General features: G+C 71.2%; 13 protein-coding genes and 1 pseudogene. 6 read left to right on the top strand and 8 right to left on the bottom strand.

What is annotated here, in order from left to right; translation table 11 throughout:
- Positions 1 to 66: 66 nt before the first annotated feature.
- Genes ACZ7L9_RS20845 through ACZ7L9_RS20860 form a run of 4 tightly spaced genes read right to left on the bottom strand, consistent with a single transcriptional unit; the run spans position 67 to position 4,203 of the window.
- Positions 67 to 1,143 carry an acyl-CoA dehydrogenase family protein gene (locus ACZ7L9_RS20845; RefSeq protein ID WP_471416804.1) on the bottom strand — a complete coding sequence of 359 codons (1,077 nt, stop codon included), beginning with the start codon at positions 1,141 to 1,143 and terminating at the stop codon, positions 67 to 69.
- Entirely contained in the window at positions 1,140 to 2,135 is a 996-nt protein-coding gene (locus ACZ7L9_RS20850; protein ID WP_471416806.1) for an acyl-CoA dehydrogenase family protein, read from the bottom strand. The genes ACZ7L9_RS20845 and ACZ7L9_RS20850 overlap by 4 nt, the downstream gene beginning before the upstream one ends.
- On the bottom strand, positions 2,135 to 3,355 hold the full coding sequence (locus tag ACZ7L9_RS20855; protein ID WP_471416808.1) for an acyl-CoA dehydrogenase family protein: 1,221 nt from the start codon (positions 3,353 to 3,355) through the stop codon (positions 2,135 to 2,137). Before ACZ7L9_RS20855 ends, ACZ7L9_RS20850 begins: the two co-directional genes overlap by 1 nt.
- The gene (locus tag ACZ7L9_RS20860; protein WP_471416810.1) at positions 3,355 to 4,203 is read right to left on the bottom strand and encodes an enoyl-CoA hydratase; all 849 of its coding nucleotides are present in this window, start codon (positions 4,201 to 4,203) and stop codon (positions 3,355 to 3,357) included. The genes ACZ7L9_RS20855 and ACZ7L9_RS20860 overlap by 1 nt, the downstream gene beginning before the upstream one ends.
- Before the next feature lie 48 nt (positions 4,204 to 4,251).
- Here ACZ7L9_RS20860 and ACZ7L9_RS20865 point away from each other — a divergent pair, with 48 nt between their 5' ends.
- The 4 genes and pseudogenes from ACZ7L9_RS20865 (at position 4,252) to ACZ7L9_RS20880 (ending at position 8,034) form a co-directional block, all read left to right on the top strand.
- Positions 4,252 to 5,418 (top strand): acyl-CoA dehydrogenase family protein, encoded by a 1,167-nt coding sequence (locus ACZ7L9_RS20865; RefSeq protein WP_471416812.1) that lies wholly within the window; start codon positions 4,252 to 4,254, stop codon positions 5,416 to 5,418.
- Positions 5,415 to 6,200: an SDR family oxidoreductase gene (locus tag ACZ7L9_RS20870; RefSeq protein ID WP_471416815.1), complete on the top strand. Its 786-nt coding sequence runs from the start codon at positions 5,415 to 5,417 to the stop codon at positions 6,198 to 6,200. The genes ACZ7L9_RS20865 and ACZ7L9_RS20870 overlap by 4 nt, the downstream gene beginning before the upstream one ends.
- Before the next feature lie 14 nt (positions 6,201 to 6,214).
- Positions 6,215 to 6,838, top strand: a pseudogene (locus ACZ7L9_RS20875) (TetR/AcrR family transcriptional regulator); the annotation flags it as partial.
- A 38-nt stretch (positions 6,839 to 6,876) separates the two neighbouring features.
- Positions 6,877 to 8,034: an acetyl-CoA C-acetyltransferase gene (locus tag ACZ7L9_RS20880; RefSeq protein WP_471416817.1), complete on the top strand. Its 1,158-nt coding sequence runs from the start codon at positions 6,877 to 6,879 to the stop codon at positions 8,032 to 8,034.
- A gap of 108 nt (positions 8,035 to 8,142) precedes the next feature.
- Here ACZ7L9_RS20880 and ACZ7L9_RS20885 read toward each other — a convergent pair whose 3' ends face one another.
- The 4 genes from ACZ7L9_RS20885 to ACZ7L9_RS20900 are packed head-to-tail and all read right to left on the bottom strand — an operon-like array spanning position 8,143 to position 11,598.
- A complete protein-coding gene (locus ACZ7L9_RS20885) occupies positions 8,143 to 9,213 on the bottom strand; it encodes an NAD(P)H-dependent flavin oxidoreductase (RefSeq protein WP_471416819.1) in 1,071 nt (356 codons plus the stop codon).
- A complete protein-coding gene (locus ACZ7L9_RS20890; RefSeq protein ID WP_471416821.1) occupies positions 9,210 to 9,983 on the bottom strand; it encodes a CoA-transferase subunit beta in 774 nt (257 codons plus the stop codon). The genes ACZ7L9_RS20885 and ACZ7L9_RS20890 overlap by 4 nt, the downstream gene beginning before the upstream one ends.
- Positions 9,980 to 10,828 (bottom strand): CoA transferase subunit A, encoded by an 849-nt coding sequence (locus ACZ7L9_RS20895; protein ID WP_471416954.1) that lies wholly within the window; start codon positions 10,826 to 10,828, stop codon positions 9,980 to 9,982. The genes ACZ7L9_RS20890 and ACZ7L9_RS20895 overlap by 4 nt, the downstream gene beginning before the upstream one ends.
- Before the next feature lie 14 nt (positions 10,829 to 10,842).
- Positions 10,843 to 11,598: an enoyl-CoA hydratase family protein gene (locus ACZ7L9_RS20900; protein WP_471416823.1), complete on the bottom strand. Its 756-nt coding sequence runs from the start codon at positions 11,596 to 11,598 to the stop codon at positions 10,843 to 10,845.
- Positions 11,599 to 11,777: 179 nt separating this feature from the next.
- Between ACZ7L9_RS20900 and ACZ7L9_RS20905 the strand changes: the two genes are divergently transcribed.
- Together ACZ7L9_RS20905 and ACZ7L9_RS20910 are read left to right on the top strand one after the other, a co-directional pair.
- Entirely contained in the window at positions 11,778 to 12,689 is a 912-nt protein-coding gene (locus ACZ7L9_RS20905) for an SDR family oxidoreductase (protein ID WP_471416826.1), read from the top strand.
- Between the two features lie 184 nt (positions 12,690 to 12,873).
- Positions 12,874 to 14,328, top strand: a complete 1,455-nt coding sequence (locus ACZ7L9_RS20910; RefSeq protein WP_471416827.1) for a glyceraldehyde-3-phosphate dehydrogenase — start codon at positions 12,874 to 12,876, stop codon at positions 14,326 to 14,328.
- Positions 14,329 to 14,346 lie beyond the last annotated feature (18 nt).

The raw sequence follows: 14,346 nt of genomic DNA on the forward strand, positions 1-14,346 counted from the left end.
TACGGCTGGCTCACTGGAATCCGCGGTTGGACCACGGACATGGGCGACCGGGCTTCCGCCGGCTGGTCACCCCGCGGTCAGCCCCAGGCCGGCGGCGAGCCGGCCCCGGTGCCACGCCGGCGGACCGAAGAGCCGGGCGGAGCCGTGCGCGCGTTTGAAGTAGCGGTGGGCGGTGTGCTCCCAGGTGATGCCGATACCGCCGTGCAGCTGGATCATCTCGCCCGCCACCGCGGAGAACGCCTCCGAGCAGGCGGACTTGGCGACGGCCGCGGAGCGGGTCAGCTCCAGTGACCCCTCGACGGCTGCGAAGGCCGCGCCGAGGGCGGCCGAGCGCGCCGACTCCACCAGCACGTACGCGTCCGCGAGCCGGTGCTTCACCGCCTGGAAGGAGCCGATGGACCGGCCGAACTGGACGCGGTCCTTGGCATACGCGACCGTGAGTTCGAGGCAGCGTTCGGCCGCGCCGACCTGCTCCGCGGCGAGCGCCGTGCACGCCAGGTCCAGTACGTGTCGCAGCACCCGGTCGCCCTCGCCGTCGGTGCCGATGAGTCGGCCCTCGGCGCCATCGAGGACCACACGAGCCTGTGGTCGCGTCAGATCCATCGTCACCACCGCTTCGCGGCGTACTCCCGCACTGTCCAGGGCCAACTGGAAGAGCGAGACCCCGGCCGCCGTGCGGGCCGCCACGAGCAGCACATCGGCCTCCGTGCCGTCCAGCACGTGCTCCTTGGTTCCGGTGATCCGCCAGCTGCCGCCTCCAGGCCCGGCGACGGCCTCGGCCCGGATCGCCGCCGGATCCCAGGAACCCCGCTCGGCCCACGCCAGCGTCCCCACCGCGCGGCCCTCGGCGAGTCGCGGCAGCAACCGGGTGCAGGCCGCCGCGTCACCGGAGGCGAGCAGCGCCTGCACCGCGAGCACCGCGGAGCCGAGACAGGGGACCGGGCTCAGCTCCCGCCCCAACTCCTCCATCACGACGTGGACTTCCGCCGCTCCGCAGCCCGCGCCGCCGTACTCCTCCGGGACGGCGAGCCCCGCGACGCCGACCTGCCCGGTCAGTGGTCGCCAGGCCGCCGCGCCCTCGTGCCGTGCGAGCAACGACCGGACGGCGGAACGCAGTTCCTCCTGCTCCTCCGTCAGCCTCATCCGTCTGCTCCCTGGAGAACGCGGGCCCGGCATGCCGCGGGGGTGCCCCAGGCGTCGCGCAGGGGGCGCGCCTTGCGGATCCACAACGACAGGTCGAGTTCGTCGGTGTAGCCGAGGGCGCCGTGCAGTTGCAGGGCCGTGCGGGACGCGGCGTACGCGGCCTCGCCCGCCGTGACCTTGGCCGCCGCGATCTCGCGGGCCGACGCCCGGTCCGAGGCCAGGGCCAGGGCGGCGGAGTGGACCAGCGGCTGGGCGAATTCGAGCGCGAGGAGGGTGTCCGCCAGTCGGTGCTTCACGGCCTGGAAGGAACCGATGGCCACCCCGAACTGGGTGCGCTGCCGGACGTGTTCGACGGTACGTGCCAGCAGGGTGCGTCCCAGCCCGAGAGCCTGGGCGGCCGTGGCCAGCGCCGCGACGTCCGCGGCGTGCGTGGCCGCGGCGACCACCTTGGACCCCTGTGCCAGTACGGTTCCGCCGACCGGCCGGGCCTGCCGTCGGACCGGGTCGGCGGACGGCTGGACGGGGCCTGCCGACTGCGCAAGGCGCAGGGTGTCGCCGTCCACGACGAAGACTGCGTCGGCGGCGTCGGCGTCCAGGGCGTAGGGGCTGTCGGGGGAGAGCAGGCAGAGCGAGGCGACTGTCTTGCCGGAGGCGATGCCGGGCAGCCATGCGGTGGCAGCGGCCTCGTCGCCGAGCCGGTCCAGGAGCGCGGCGGCGGCGACGGTCTCGACCAGCGGTCCGGGGACGGCGTGCCGACCCAGCTCGGTGAAGGCGACGGCCAGTTCGAGCGGGAGCGGGCCGAGGCCGTCGTGCTGCTCCGGTACGGCGAGAGCGAAGACCCCGGCCTGCGCGAGCCGCTCCCACAGGGCGCGCCCGGGGCCGTGGTCGCCCGACGCCCAGGCCCGTACGGCACCCGTGGTGTCGTACGAGCCGAGCATGCCGTCCAGGGTGCGGGCGAACTCCCGCTGTTCGTCGTCCAGGAGGAACCGCATCACCGGCGTCCCTTCGGCAGGCCGAGCAGCCGCTCGGCGATGATGTCGCGCTGGATCTCGTTGGTGCCGGCGTAGATCGGCCCGGCGAGGGAGAAGGTGTAGCCATCGGCCCAACTGCCGTGTCCGGGCGCATCCTCGGCGCCGTCGGCCAGCTCACCGTACGGACCGAGGAGGTCCAGGGCGGTCTCGTGCAGGGCGATGTCGAGCTCGGACCAGAAGATCTTGTTGAGGCTGGACTCGGCGCCGATCGCTCCCGCCCGTCGCCCACCACCACCCTTGCTCGAGGGCTCTGCGGGCCCGACCCCCTCTGCGGCAAGGCGCGAGGCGCCCGCATAGGCGAACAGCTGGTAGGCGCGGGCGCCGATCACCGCATCGGCGACCCGGTCGCGCAGAGCCGTGTCGGCCGGGTCGGCCCGCTCCCGCCACAGTGCCGTCAGGCGGTCGGCGGCCGCGGTGAAGCGGCCGGGGCTGCGCAGGGTCAGGCCGCGCTCGTTGCCCGCGGTGCTCATCGCCACCCGCCAGCCCTGCCCGGGTTCGCCGATGACGTCCTCGTCGGGCACGAACACGTCGTCCAGGAAGAGCTCGGCGAAGGCGGGCTTGCCGTCGAGCCGGCCGATGGGCCGTACGGTCACGCCGTCGGCGTCCAGCGGGAACATCAGATACGTCAGGCCGTGGTGCGGCCTGCCGGCGTCCGGGTCGCTGCGGAAGAGGCCGAAGGCCCGGTCGGCGAAGGTGGCCCGCGAGGACCAGGTCTTCTGGCCGTTGAGCAGCCAGCCGCCGTCGGCGCGCACGGCCGTCGAGCTCAGGGAGGCGAGGTCGGAGCCCGACTCCGGCTCGGACCAGGCCTGGGCCCAGATGGCCTCACCGCTCGCCATGAGGGGCAGGATGCGGGTGCGTTGCTCCTGCGTACCGTGCTCGAAGAGGGTGGGGGCGAGCAGGTTGATGCCGTTCTGGCTGACCCGGCCGGGAGCGCCGGCCGCGTAGTACTCCTCCTCGAAGACCAGCCATCGAAGGATCGAACTGCCGCGTCCGCCGTACTCCTCGGGCCAGGAGACCACCGACCAGCGGTCCGTGAAGAGGGTGCGTTCCCACTGCCGGTGGGCGGTGAAGCCTTCGGCGGTCTCCAGGGAGGGCAGCGGGGTGCCGGGGACGTGCGCGGCGAGCCAGGCCCTGGCCTCGGCGCGGAAAGCGTCCTCCTGCTCGGTGAAGTCGAGGTCCATCAGGATCCCGCCTTCTTCATCGCGCGGATGTCCATGCCGCCCAGCGCGTCGGGGGCGGTCTCGGCGTTGTGCGCGTGCGCGAGGTGGTGCAGCCCGAAGACCGAGTCCATGCCTGTGTGCAGACCCTGCAGGTCCTCGGCCTGGTTGACCGCGCGTTTGGTCAGAGCGAGCCCCATCCGCGGCATCTCGGCGATCCGCATCGCCAACTCCGTGACCCTTTCGGTCAGTTCGGCGCGCGGAACGACGCGGTTGACCATGCCGACCTCGTACGCCCGCTGCGCGCTCATCCGGTTGCCGGTGTAGAGGAACTCCTTGGCGATGCGCGGCGGCATCACCCAGGGGTGCGCGAAGTACTCGACGCCCGGGATGCCCATGCGGACCACCGGGTCGGCGAAGAAGGCGTCGTCGGAGGCGATGATCAGGTCGCAGACCCAGGCGAGCATCAGTCCGCCCGCGACGCACGCACCCTGCACCGAGGCGATGACGGGCTTGGGTAGTTCGCGCCATCGGCGGCACATGCCCAGGTAGACCTCGGACTCGCGGGCGAAGCGGCTCTCCGCCCCGGCCTTGTCCGAGTGGTCCCACCACAATCCGGCCTTGCGGTCGAACGGCAGGTGGGCGTCCCGTTCCGGGGTGCCGATGTCGTGGCCCGCGGAGAAGTGCTTCCCCGCTCCGGCCAGGACGACGACCTTGACCTCGTCGTCGTCGGCGGCGCGGTAGAAGGCCCGGTCCAGGGCGTAGGTCATCGCGGAGTTCTGTGCGTTGCGGTAGCCGGGCCGGTTCATGGTGACGGTCGCGACCGGGCCTCGCCTCTCGTAGCGCACCGGTTCGTCGTGGGCGGCGGTCATCGGGCCCCCTCCTTCCCTAACAAGTGTTTGGTAGACTACCGTACGGTCATGAGCAGCGTCGAGGAGTTCCGCACCGAGTTCCGCAACTGGCTGGCCGCCCACCTCGCCGGAGAGTTCGCTGGTCTGCGCGGCCGCGGCGGCCCGGGCCGGGAGCACGAGGCATTCGCCGAACGGCTCGCCTGGGAACGGCACATGGCGGCCGCCGGCTGGACCTGCGTGGGGTGGCCGCAGGAGTACGGCGGCCGGGGCGCGACCCTGGAGCAGCAGGTCGCCTTCCACGAGGAGTACGCCCTGGCCGACGCCCCCGCCCGGGTGGGCCACATCGGGGAACAGCTGCTCGGCCCCACCCTCATCGCCTTCGGCACAGCGCAGCAGCAGGAGCGATTCCTGCCGCCGATCGTCGAGGCCCGGGAGCTGTGGTGCCAGGGATACAGCGAGCCGGACGCCGGCTCCGACCTGGCGAACGTACGGACCCGCGCCGAGCGGGACGGCGAGGAGTGGGTCGTCACCGGGCAGAAGATCTGGACCTCACTGGCCCACGAGTCCGACTGGTGCTTCGTCGTCGCCCGCACCGATGCCGGATCGAGCCGCCACCAGGGCCTGTCCTACCTCCTGGTGCCCCTGGATCAGCCCGGCGTCGAGATCCGGCCGATCAACCAGCTGACCGGCACCTCGGAATTCAACGAGGTGTTCTTCGACGGTGCGCGCACCCGCGCCGGACACGTCGTCGGCGCCCCCGGAGAGGGCTGGAAGGTGGCCATGGCCACCCTCGGCTTCGAGCGCGGGGTCTCCACCCTCGGCCAGCAGGTCGGCTTCCGCCGCGAACTGGAGTCCCTCATCGAACTGGCCCGACGCAACGGCGCGGCAGACGACCCGCTGATCCGGGACCGGCTCGCCCGCGCCTGGGTCGGCCTGGAGACCATCCGCTGCAACGCCCTGCGGATGCTCGACCAGGTCGCGGCGGGCGTCCCGGGCCCCGAGGCCTCCATCGGCAAGATCTTCTGGGCGACCTGGCACCGGGAACTGGGCGAGCTCGCCATGGAGGTCTGCGGCGCCGACGGCATGCTGGCCGCCGGGCAGCCGTACGACCTCACCGACTGGCAGCGGCTGTTCCTCTTTTCCCGCTCCGACACCATTTACGCCGGCTCCAACGAGATCCAGCGCAACATCATCGCCGAGCGCGTCCTCGGCCTGCCCAAGGAGGCCCGCCCATGACGACACCGCTGCCCTATGTGCCCGGCCACGCCCTGCTCGACGGGCGCACCGCCGTGATCACCGCCGCCGCCGGTGCGGGCATCGGCGGGGCCACCGCCCGCAGATTCCTCGAGGAGGGCGCCCGGATCGTCATCGGCGACGCCCACGCGCGCAGGCTGAAGGAGAGCGCCGAAGCGCTCGCCGGGGAGTTCGGAGCCGACCGGGTTGCCGCACTGCCCTGCGACGTCACCGACGAACAGCAGGTCGCGGCCCTCTTCGACCTCGCTCAGGAGCAGCACGGCCACCTCGACATCGTCGTCAACAACGCCGGACTCGGCGGCACCGCCGACCTGGTCGAGATGACCGACGAGCAGTGGTCCGCGGTTCTCGACGTCACCCTGAACGGCACCTTCCGTTGCACTCGCGCCGCGCTGCGCCGGATGAAGGAGCGGGAGTGCGGGGGCGTCGTCGTCAACAACGCCTCGGTGATCGGCTGGCGCGCCCAGCGCGGCCAGGCGCACTACGCCGCCGCCAAGGCCGGCGTGATGGCGCTCACCCGCTGCGCGGCCGTCGAGGCCGCCGAGTACGGCGTGCGCGTCAACGCCGTCGCGCCGAGCCTCGCGATGCACCCGCACCTGGTGAAGGTGACCACCCCCGAACTGCTGGCCGAGCTCACCGAGCGCGAGGCGTTCGGCCGCTACGCAGAGCCCTGGGAGGTCGCCAACGTGATCGTCTTCCTGGCCAGCGGCTACTCCTCGTACATGACCGGCGAGACGGTCGCGGTCAGCAGCCAGCGGGCGTGACGAGCGATGACCGGATGCCGAAGAGCAGTGCGCCGGGCCAAGGCGGGAAGACCACGATGAGCCCGTCCCCCGAGAGGCACAGCGAACTCCTGGCCACCGCCGCGGAGGTGTTCGCCGCGCAGGGCTACAACGCCACCACCGTCCGCGAGATCGCCGACGCCGCCGGAATGCTTGCGGGAAGCCTCTATTACCACTTCGACTCCAAGGAGTCGATGCTCGACGAGATCCTCTCCACCTTCCTGGACGAGCTGTGGGCCGGGTACGACGCCGTACTCGCCGCCGGACTCGGCCCGCGGGAGACGATCGAGGCCCTCGTCACCGAATCCTTCCGGGAGATCGACCGGCACCGTGCCGCGGTCGCCATCTATCAGAAGGAGTCCAGGCACCTCGCCTCCCAGCCCCGGTTCCGCTATCTCGCGGACTCGCAGGTGAAATTCGAGACGGCGTGGCTGGGGACCCTTGAACGCGGTGTCGCCGCCGAGATCTTCCGTGCTGATCTGGATACCCGGCTCACCTACCGCTTTGTGCGCGACACCGTCTGGGTCGCCGCTTCGTGGTACCGGCCGGGGGGACAGCACAGCCCCGAGGAGATCGCCCGCCAGTACCTGTCCATGGTGCTGGAGGGCATCGCCCTGCGGGACCGACATGTCACTGTGGAAACAGCAAAGGAGCCGTCATGGCCGAGGCCTATATCGTCGAATCAGTCCGCACCCCGGTAGGCAGGCGGAACGGTGGGCTCGCCGCCGCGCACCCGGCCGACCTGGGTGCACACGTGCTCACCGCGCTCGTCGAGCGCACGGGCGTCGACCCGGCGGCCGTCGAGGACGTCGTCTTCGGCTGCCTGGACACCGTCGGCCCGCAGGCCGGGGACATCGCCCGCACCTGCTGGCTGGCCGCCGGGCTGCCGGAGGAAGTGCCGGGCGTCACCGTGGACCGCCAGTGCGGTTCCTCCCAGCAGGCCGTGCACTTCGCGGCACAGGCGGTGCTCTCCGGCACCCAGGACCTGGTCGTAGCCGGCGGTACACAGAACATGTCGCAGATTCCGATCGCCTTCGCCGGCCGCCAGGCGGCCGAACCGCTCGGGCTCACCGACGGGCCGTACGCCGGCTCCGCGGGCTGGCGGGCGCGCTACGGAGACCAGCCGGTCAACCAGTTCCACGGCGCCGAGTTGATCGCCGAGAAGTGGGGCATCACCCGGGAGCAGATGGAGGAGTTCGCGCTGCGCTCGCACCGGCGGGCGATCCGGGCCATCGACGAGGGCCGCTTCGACCGGGAGATCGTCGCCTACGGCGACGTGACGTGCGACGAGGGCCCGCGCCGGGACACCTCGCTGGAGAAGATGGCAGGCCTGAAGCCGCTGGTCGAGGGCGGCCGACTGACCGCCGCCGTCTCCTCGCAGGTCTCGGACGGCGCCGCCGCGATGCTCATCGCCTCCGAACGGGCCGTCCGCGAGCACGGCCTGACCCCACGGGCCCGTATCCACCACCTCTCGGTGCGCGGCGAGGACCCGATCCGGATGCTGTCCGCGCCGATCCCGGCGACGGCGTACGCGCTGAAGAAGACCGGACTCTCCCTCGACGACATCGACCTGGTCGAGATCAACGAGGCGTTCGCCTCGGTCGTCCTGGCCTGGCTGAAGGAGACCGGAGCCGACCCCGAGAAAGTCAATGTCAACGGCGGCGCCATAGCCCTCGGGCACCCCCTGGGCGCCACCGGCACCAAGCTGATGACCACACTGCTGCACGAACTCGACCGCACCGGCGGCCGGTACGGCCTGCAGACCATGTGCGAGGGCGGCGGCCAGGCCAACGTCACCATCATCGAACGTCTCTGACGTATCGTCACATCGCCATCCCTGCAGGGTGCGGCTTCCGGTCCGGGACGCCGCACCCGGCCGGCATCGCCCAGCTGTCCGGCGCTCGCGCTCCGCCGTGCTCGTCCCTCAGCGCGCCAGGGGAAGGGGCAGGCCGCGGAGTGTGGCGTCCGCCTCGGCCATGACGCGGTCGACGAGTTCGGCGCACGACGGCAGATCGTCGATCAACCCCGCGACCTGGCCGGAGGCCATCACCCCGAGATCGGTGCGTCCTTCGACCATCGCGGCCTTGAGCAGCATCGGAGTGTTGGCGGCCAGCAGGACCTGGCTCCAGGTCAGTTCCTTGCCGTGCTTCATCGCCAGGCCGTCGCGGATCATCCGCGCCCATCCCAGGCCCGATTCCTTCTTGAACGCCGCGGCGTGCCGGACCGCCCGCAGCAGCGAGGCGGACCGGCCCGAGCGCTCCAGGACGTCCACCAGTTCGGTGCGCAGCATCCGGTGCGGGAGGCCGTCCACGGCGGTGGTGACGGTCACGTCCGTCACCGCTGCGGCCAGGTACTTCGCCTTGACCGCCGGGGGGACGGTGCTGTCGGAGGTGAGCAGGAATCGGGTGCCCATGGCGATCCCGGCCGCACCATAGGACAGCGCGGCGACCAGACCGCGACCGTCATGGAAGCCGCCCGCCGCGACGACCGGAATGTCCACCGCGTCGACGACCTGCGGGAGCAGGACGGTGGTCGCGACGTTCCCGGTGTGCCCGCCCGCCTCGCCGCCCTGCACCACCACCGCGTCGGCGCCCCACGCGGCGACCTTCTCCGCATGCCGTCTGGCGCCGACGGACGGGATGACCACCACCCCGGCGTCCTTCAGCCGCGCGATCAGCTCACGGGAGGGCGCCAGCGCGAACGAGGCGACCTTGACGCCCTCGTCGATGATGATCCGTACGCGCTCGGCCGCGTCCCCCGCGTCCGCCCGCAGATTGACGCCGAACGGCGCGTCTGTACGGGACGTGACCTCATGGACGGCCGAGCGGAGCTGTTCGACGGTCATCGTGGCGGAGGCGAGGATCCCGAGCGCGCCGGCTTCGGCGGCCGCCGTGACCAGGCGGGGACCCGCGACCCACCCCATGCCGGTCTGCACGACGGGGTGGCGCACGCCGACCAGCTCGGTGAGGGGGGTGGTGATCGTGACGCCGCTCATGCGGGGACCTCGCGCTCGCGCAGGCCCTTCGGGTCGATGACCTCTCGGATCAGCCGCAGCTCCTCGGCGGTGGGCTCGCGGGTGTACGGCACCTCGTCGGGGATCGTGAGCGCGAAGCCGGTGGCCTCGGCGACCTGCTCGGCCGTGACGCCGGGGTGCAGGGAGCGCAGCCGCATCGTGCGGTCCGGGGTCTCGAAGTCGAAGACGCCGAGGTTGCTGATGACGTCCGGGATGCGGTGGTACCGGGCCGCGGCGGGGCCGGCCGCGGCGGCGCGGTCGTAGCCGACGCCACAGACCATGTCGACCCGCTCGACGAACACCCGCGCCGAATGCCTGGGGATCCAGTAACTCGTCGGGTTGTTCAGGGTGTTGAGAGGGGCTCCGCGTACCCCCAGCAGCTGCCGCTCGGGGGCGGCCCAGTCGCCGATGCAGGAGATGTTCTGGTTGCCGTGGCGGTCGATCTGGGTGGCGCCCATCATCACGTGCCGCCGTCCCGTGGCGGTCATGGACAGATGCTGACGGAACGGCAACCACCCCTCCACCACCTGGGACTTCGTACCGACCGCCGGCACATCACCCATGAGCAGTGCCTCGCCGTCGGTCAGCAGCAGATCGGGGGAGAAGGTGAGCTTCGCCAGCCGGGCCCCGATCGTGGGGACGGTGCCCATCGGGCCGGCCAGGACCTCGCCCGCGCCCCGCCATGCCTCGGCGCAGGCCACCACGCAGTATTCGGCCCGCGTCGCCGTCGCCGTCCCTGTGCTGCCGCTCATTTTTCCTCCTCGTGGAACGCCGCCACCGCGGCTTGGTACGCGGCCTCGTCCCCGGACAGGAACCGCTCGGTGAACGCCTGCCACGCCTCGGGGTCGCGGGCAGCCTGGACGTAGGCCCGCTGGAACGTCTCGTCGCGGTCGTGGTCGGGCACGCACGACGTGAAGTGCGCTCCGTTCGGGGTCTCGACGACACCGTTCACGAACGCGCGCTTGACCAGCAGCGTCTGCGGTCCGTTCTCCTTGAGCAGCTCCGCGGTGTCCACGATCCGCTCGCAGGAGACGTACGCGGTGTCGGCGGCCTCGCAGAACAGGTCGTCGAAGTACGGGTCGGGGCCGAGGTATTGGGCGTTGCCGAGCGCATCGGCGCGGTTGAGGTGGACGAGCGCCGCGTCCAGCCGCAGCGCCGGGGTCGCGACGAGCTCCTCGCCGTCCTCGTACGGTGAAGTGATCGTCCGCAGCCGCGGGTTGACGCGCATCACGTCCGAGGCGAGCCCCGCCCGCACCGGCATGAAGGGCAACCGCTGCGCAGCGGCTGTCAGTCCCCACATGAACATGGCCTCGTCCAGTTCCACCATCTCGAGCGCGCCCCGTTGCCGGGCCGCACCGAAGTGCGGTTCGAGGGGGATGGAGTCGAGTGTGGCGAAGGCCGCGACCAGCTTGCGGATCCGTCCGGCGGCGGCGAGCAGCCCGACGTCCGGACCGCCGTAGGAAACGACGGTCAGGTCGGTGACGTCCGAGCGCAGCAGCGCGCGGACCAGCGCCATCGGTTTGCGCCGGGAGCCCCAGCCGCCGATGCCGATCGTCATGCCGCTCTCCAGCCGGCCGACGACCTCGTCGGCGGTCATGGTCTTGTCCCTGCTCACGACTGCTGCTCCTGTTCCGTGCCGAAGGTGTCGCGGACGCGGTCGGCCACGCCGCTGAGGTTGGCCTCGAAGGTGAAGCCCTGCTCGAAGCGGTAGCTGCGGCGTACGTCGACCGGGTCGATGCCGTTGATCGCGGCCTTGGCGAGGCGGATCAGGGTGCCGTCCTTGGCGGCGATCTCGCGGGCCAGCTCCAGCGCCGCGTCCGGCAGTTGCTCGCGGGGTACGACCCGCCACACGGAGCCGTGCTGGTGCAGCTCCTGCGCGGTGGCGGTCCGCGAGGTGTAGTACAGGGCCCGCATCAGGTGCTGGGGGACCAGCCGGGCCAGGTGCGTGGCCGCGCCGAGCGCGCCGCGGTCCAGCTCCGGCAGGCCGAAGGTCGCGTCGTCGCTGGCGACGACGGCGTCGGCGTTGCCGACCAGGCCGATGCCGCCGCCCAGGCAGAAGCCGTGCACGGCGGCGACCACCGGGACCTCGCAGTCGTAGACCGCGGCGAACGCCTCGTAGCAGCCGCGGTTGGCGCCGATGAGGGCGTCGTGGCCGGCTGTGCGCTGCATCTCCTTGATGTCGACGCCGGCGTTGAAGCCGCGGCCTGTGGCGGTGAGCACCACGCATCGCACCTTCGGATCGGCCCCGGCGGCGCGTACCGCGGCGGCCAGGTCGTACCAGCCCTGCACGGGGAGGGCGTTGACCGGGGGGTAGTCCACGGAGACGAGGGCGATGCCCTCTTCCGGGGCGGAGGTGGAGACACCCATGAGCAGATCAGCTACCTTTCCACCAAGCGTTTGTTAGGTTGCAAGCTAGCAGTGATCGGCGTGCGGCGGGAGATGTCCATGGGCAGCGATCGCCGATCCATCCGGATGCGCCGCTTCCGTCACCGGCCGGCGGGTTCTCGCCGCAGGCCTCGATTCGCTCACCGAAGGGACACATACCCATGACCGGACTGTGCACGGGACGGGTCGCCGTCATCACCGGTGCGGGCCGCGGGCTCGGGCGCGCGCACGCCCTCGCCCACGCCGCCGAGGGTGCCAAGGTCGTCGTCAACGACCTCGGAGTGGGCCTCGACGGCGCCGGAGGGGCCACCGGGCCCGCCCAGCAGGTCGTCGAGGAGATCCGCGCACTCGGCGGCGAGGCGGTGGCACACGGCGGCGACATCACCACCACCGAGGGTGCGGCCTCGCTGATCGCCACCGCCCTCGATGCCTTCGGCCGCCTCGACACCCTTGTCAACAACGCCGGATTCCTGCGCGACCGCATGCTCGTCAATCTGGACGACGACGACTGGGACGCCGTGATGCGCGTCCACCTCAAGGGCCACTTCCTGCCGCTCAAGCACGCCGCCGCGCACTGGCGCGCCGAGGTGAAGGCCGGCCGTACGCCCGAGGCGCGGGTCGTCAACACCAGCTCCGGGGCGGGCCTCCTTGGCAGCGTCGGGCAGGGCAACTACTCCGCCGCCAAGGCGGGGATCATCGGTCTGACGCTGGTCGCCGCCGCCGAGATGGGCCGCTACGGAGTCCAGGTCAACGCCATCGCCCCGGCCGCCAGGACCCGGATGACCGAGCAGAGCTTCGCCGAAACCATGGCGGCCCCCGAGGGTGGCGGATTCGACGCGATGGCCCCGGAGAACGTCTCCCCCCTTGTCGTCTGGCTGGGCTCCGCCGCCTCCGCCGGGGTGAGCGGCCGGGTCTTCGAGGTCGAGGCCGGCCGGATCACCGTCATGGAGGGCTGGCGGCCGGGACCCACCGCGGACAAGCGGGCCCGCTGGACGCCGGCGGAGGCGGGGGAGGCGGCGCTCGAGCTGCTCGCCGACTCGGAGCCCCCACAGCCGGTGTACGGGGCGCGCTGACAATCCGTCCGCCCAGCCGCGCGGTGGCACGCGTCCGGTCCGGGCACCTGCCGACCCGATATCGGATCAAACCAACGCAAAGAAAACCATCTCCATGCCGCTTCCCGCTCGGACGGCACCGTTTGATTGATCAAAAAGGCGGCGGGTTAGCATATGAGCGCCGCCTAGCTCGAAAGATAAATCTGTGACTGTCAATGACGACTCGTTCACCAATTGGAACAACCGCGAGGAGATCGCGGAGTCGATGATCCCGATCATCGGGAAGATGCACCGGGAGCGGGACGTGACGATCCTGCTGCACAGCCGCTCCTTGGTGAACAAGTCGGTGGTCAGCATCCTCAAGACCCACCGATTCGCCCGGCAGATCGCCGGTGAGGAGCTCTCGGTCACCGAGACCATGCCCTTCCTGCAGGCCCTCACCACGCTGGATCTCGGTCCTTCCCAGATCGACATCGGCATGCTCGCCGCGACGTTCAAGACCGACGACCGCGGTCTCTCGATCGAGGAGTTCACCGCCGAGGCCGTCGCCGGCGCCACGGGTGCCAACAAGATCGAGTGCCCCAAGGGACGCGACGTCGTCCTCTACGGCTTCGGCCGCATCGGCCGCCTCGTCGCCCGACTGCTCATCGAGAAGGCCGGCTCCGGCAACGGGCTGCGGCTGCGCGCCATCGTCGTCCGCGGGGGCGGCGGCCGGGCCGCCGAGGATCTCGTCAAGCGTGCCTCGCTGCTGCGCCGCGACTCGATCCACGGCCAGTTCCAGGGCACGATCACCGTCGACGAGGCGAACAGCACCATCGTCGCCAACGGCAACGAGATCAAGGTGATCTACGCCAACGACCCGTCGGAGGTCGACTACACGGCGTACGGCATCAAGGACGCCATCCTCATCGACAACACCGGCAAGTGGCGCGACCGCGAGGGCCTGTCGCAGCACCTGCGCCCCGGCATCGACAAGGTCGTCCTGACCGCTCCGGGCAAGGGCGACGTCCCCAACATCGTGCACGGCGTCAACCACGACGCGATCAAGCCGGACGAGCAGATCCTGTCCTGCGCCTCCTGCACCACCAACGCGATCGTCCCGCCGCTGAAGGCAATGGCGGACGAGTACGGCGTGCTCCGCGGCCACGTGGAGACCGTCCACTCGTTCACCAATGACCAGAACCTGCTGGACAACTACCACAAGGCCGACCGGCGCGGCCGCTCGGCGCCGCTCAACATGGTCATCACCGAGACCGGTGCCGCTTCCGCCGTCGCCAAGGCGCTGCCCGACCTCAAGGCGCCGATCACCGGCAGCTCGATCCGCGTCCCGGTGCCGGACGTCTCGATCGCGATACTCAGCCTGCGGCTCGGCCGCGAGGCCACCCGCGAAGAGGTCCTCGACTACCTCCGCAATGTGTCGCTGACCTCGCCGCTCAAGCGCCAGATCGACTTCACCACCGCCCCCGACGCGGTGTCGAGCGACTTCATCGGCTCGCGGCACGCCTCGATCGTCGATGCCGGCGCCACCAAGGTCGAGGGCGACAACGCGATCCTCTACCTGTGGTACGACAACGAGTTCGGCTATTCCTGCCAGGTCATCCGCGTCGTCCAGCACGTGTCCGGCGTGGAGTACCCGACCTACCCGGTCCCGCTGGTCTGATCTCGGAGGGAACCTCCG

Source organism: Streptomyces sp. NPDC111516 (genome assembly GCF_055635345.1).

Bases quoted from the DNA above. Each gene is read 5' to 3' on its own strand.
- ACZ7L9_RS20895 (WP_471416954.1), bottom strand. From the start codon at position 10,828: ATGACCGCCGACGAGGTCGTCGGCCGGCTGGAGAGCGGCATGACGATC.
- ACZ7L9_RS20860 (WP_471416810.1), bottom strand. From the start codon at position 4,203: ATGACCGCCGCCCACGACGAACCGGTGCGCTACGAGAGGCGAGGCCCG.
- ACZ7L9_RS20880 (WP_471416817.1), top strand. From the start codon at position 6,877: ATGGCCGAGGCCTATATCGTCGAATCAGTCCGCACCCCGGTAGGCAGG.
- ACZ7L9_RS20905 (WP_471416826.1), top strand. From the start codon at position 11,778: ATGACCGGACTGTGCACGGGACGGGTCGCCGTCATCACCGGTGCGGGC.
- ACZ7L9_RS20885 (WP_471416819.1), bottom strand. From the start codon at position 9,213: ATGAGCGGCGTCACGATCACCACCCCCCTCACCGAGCTGGTCGGCGTG.
- ACZ7L9_RS20850 (WP_471416806.1), bottom strand. From the start codon at position 2,135: ATGCGGTTCCTCCTGGACGACGAACAGCGGGAGTTCGCCCGCACCCTG.
- ACZ7L9_RS20890 (WP_471416821.1), bottom strand. From the start codon at position 9,983: ATGAGCGGCAGCACAGGGACGGCGACGGCGACGCGGGCCGAATACTGC.
- ACZ7L9_RS20865 (WP_471416812.1), top strand. From the start codon at position 4,252: ATGAGCAGCGTCGAGGAGTTCCGCACCGAGTTCCGCAACTGGCTGGCC.
- ACZ7L9_RS20845 (WP_471416804.1), bottom strand. From the start codon at position 1,143: ATGAGGCTGACGGAGGAGCAGGAGGAACTGCGTTCCGCCGTCCGGTCG.
- ACZ7L9_RS20870 (WP_471416815.1), top strand. From the start codon at position 5,415: ATGACGACACCGCTGCCCTATGTGCCCGGCCACGCCCTGCTCGACGGG.
- ACZ7L9_RS20855 (WP_471416808.1), bottom strand. From the start codon at position 3,355: ATGGACCTCGACTTCACCGAGCAGGAGGACGCTTTCCGCGCCGAGGCC.
- ACZ7L9_RS20900 (WP_471416823.1), bottom strand. From the start codon at position 11,598: ATGGGTGTCTCCACCTCCGCCCCGGAAGAGGGCATCGCCCTCGTCTCC.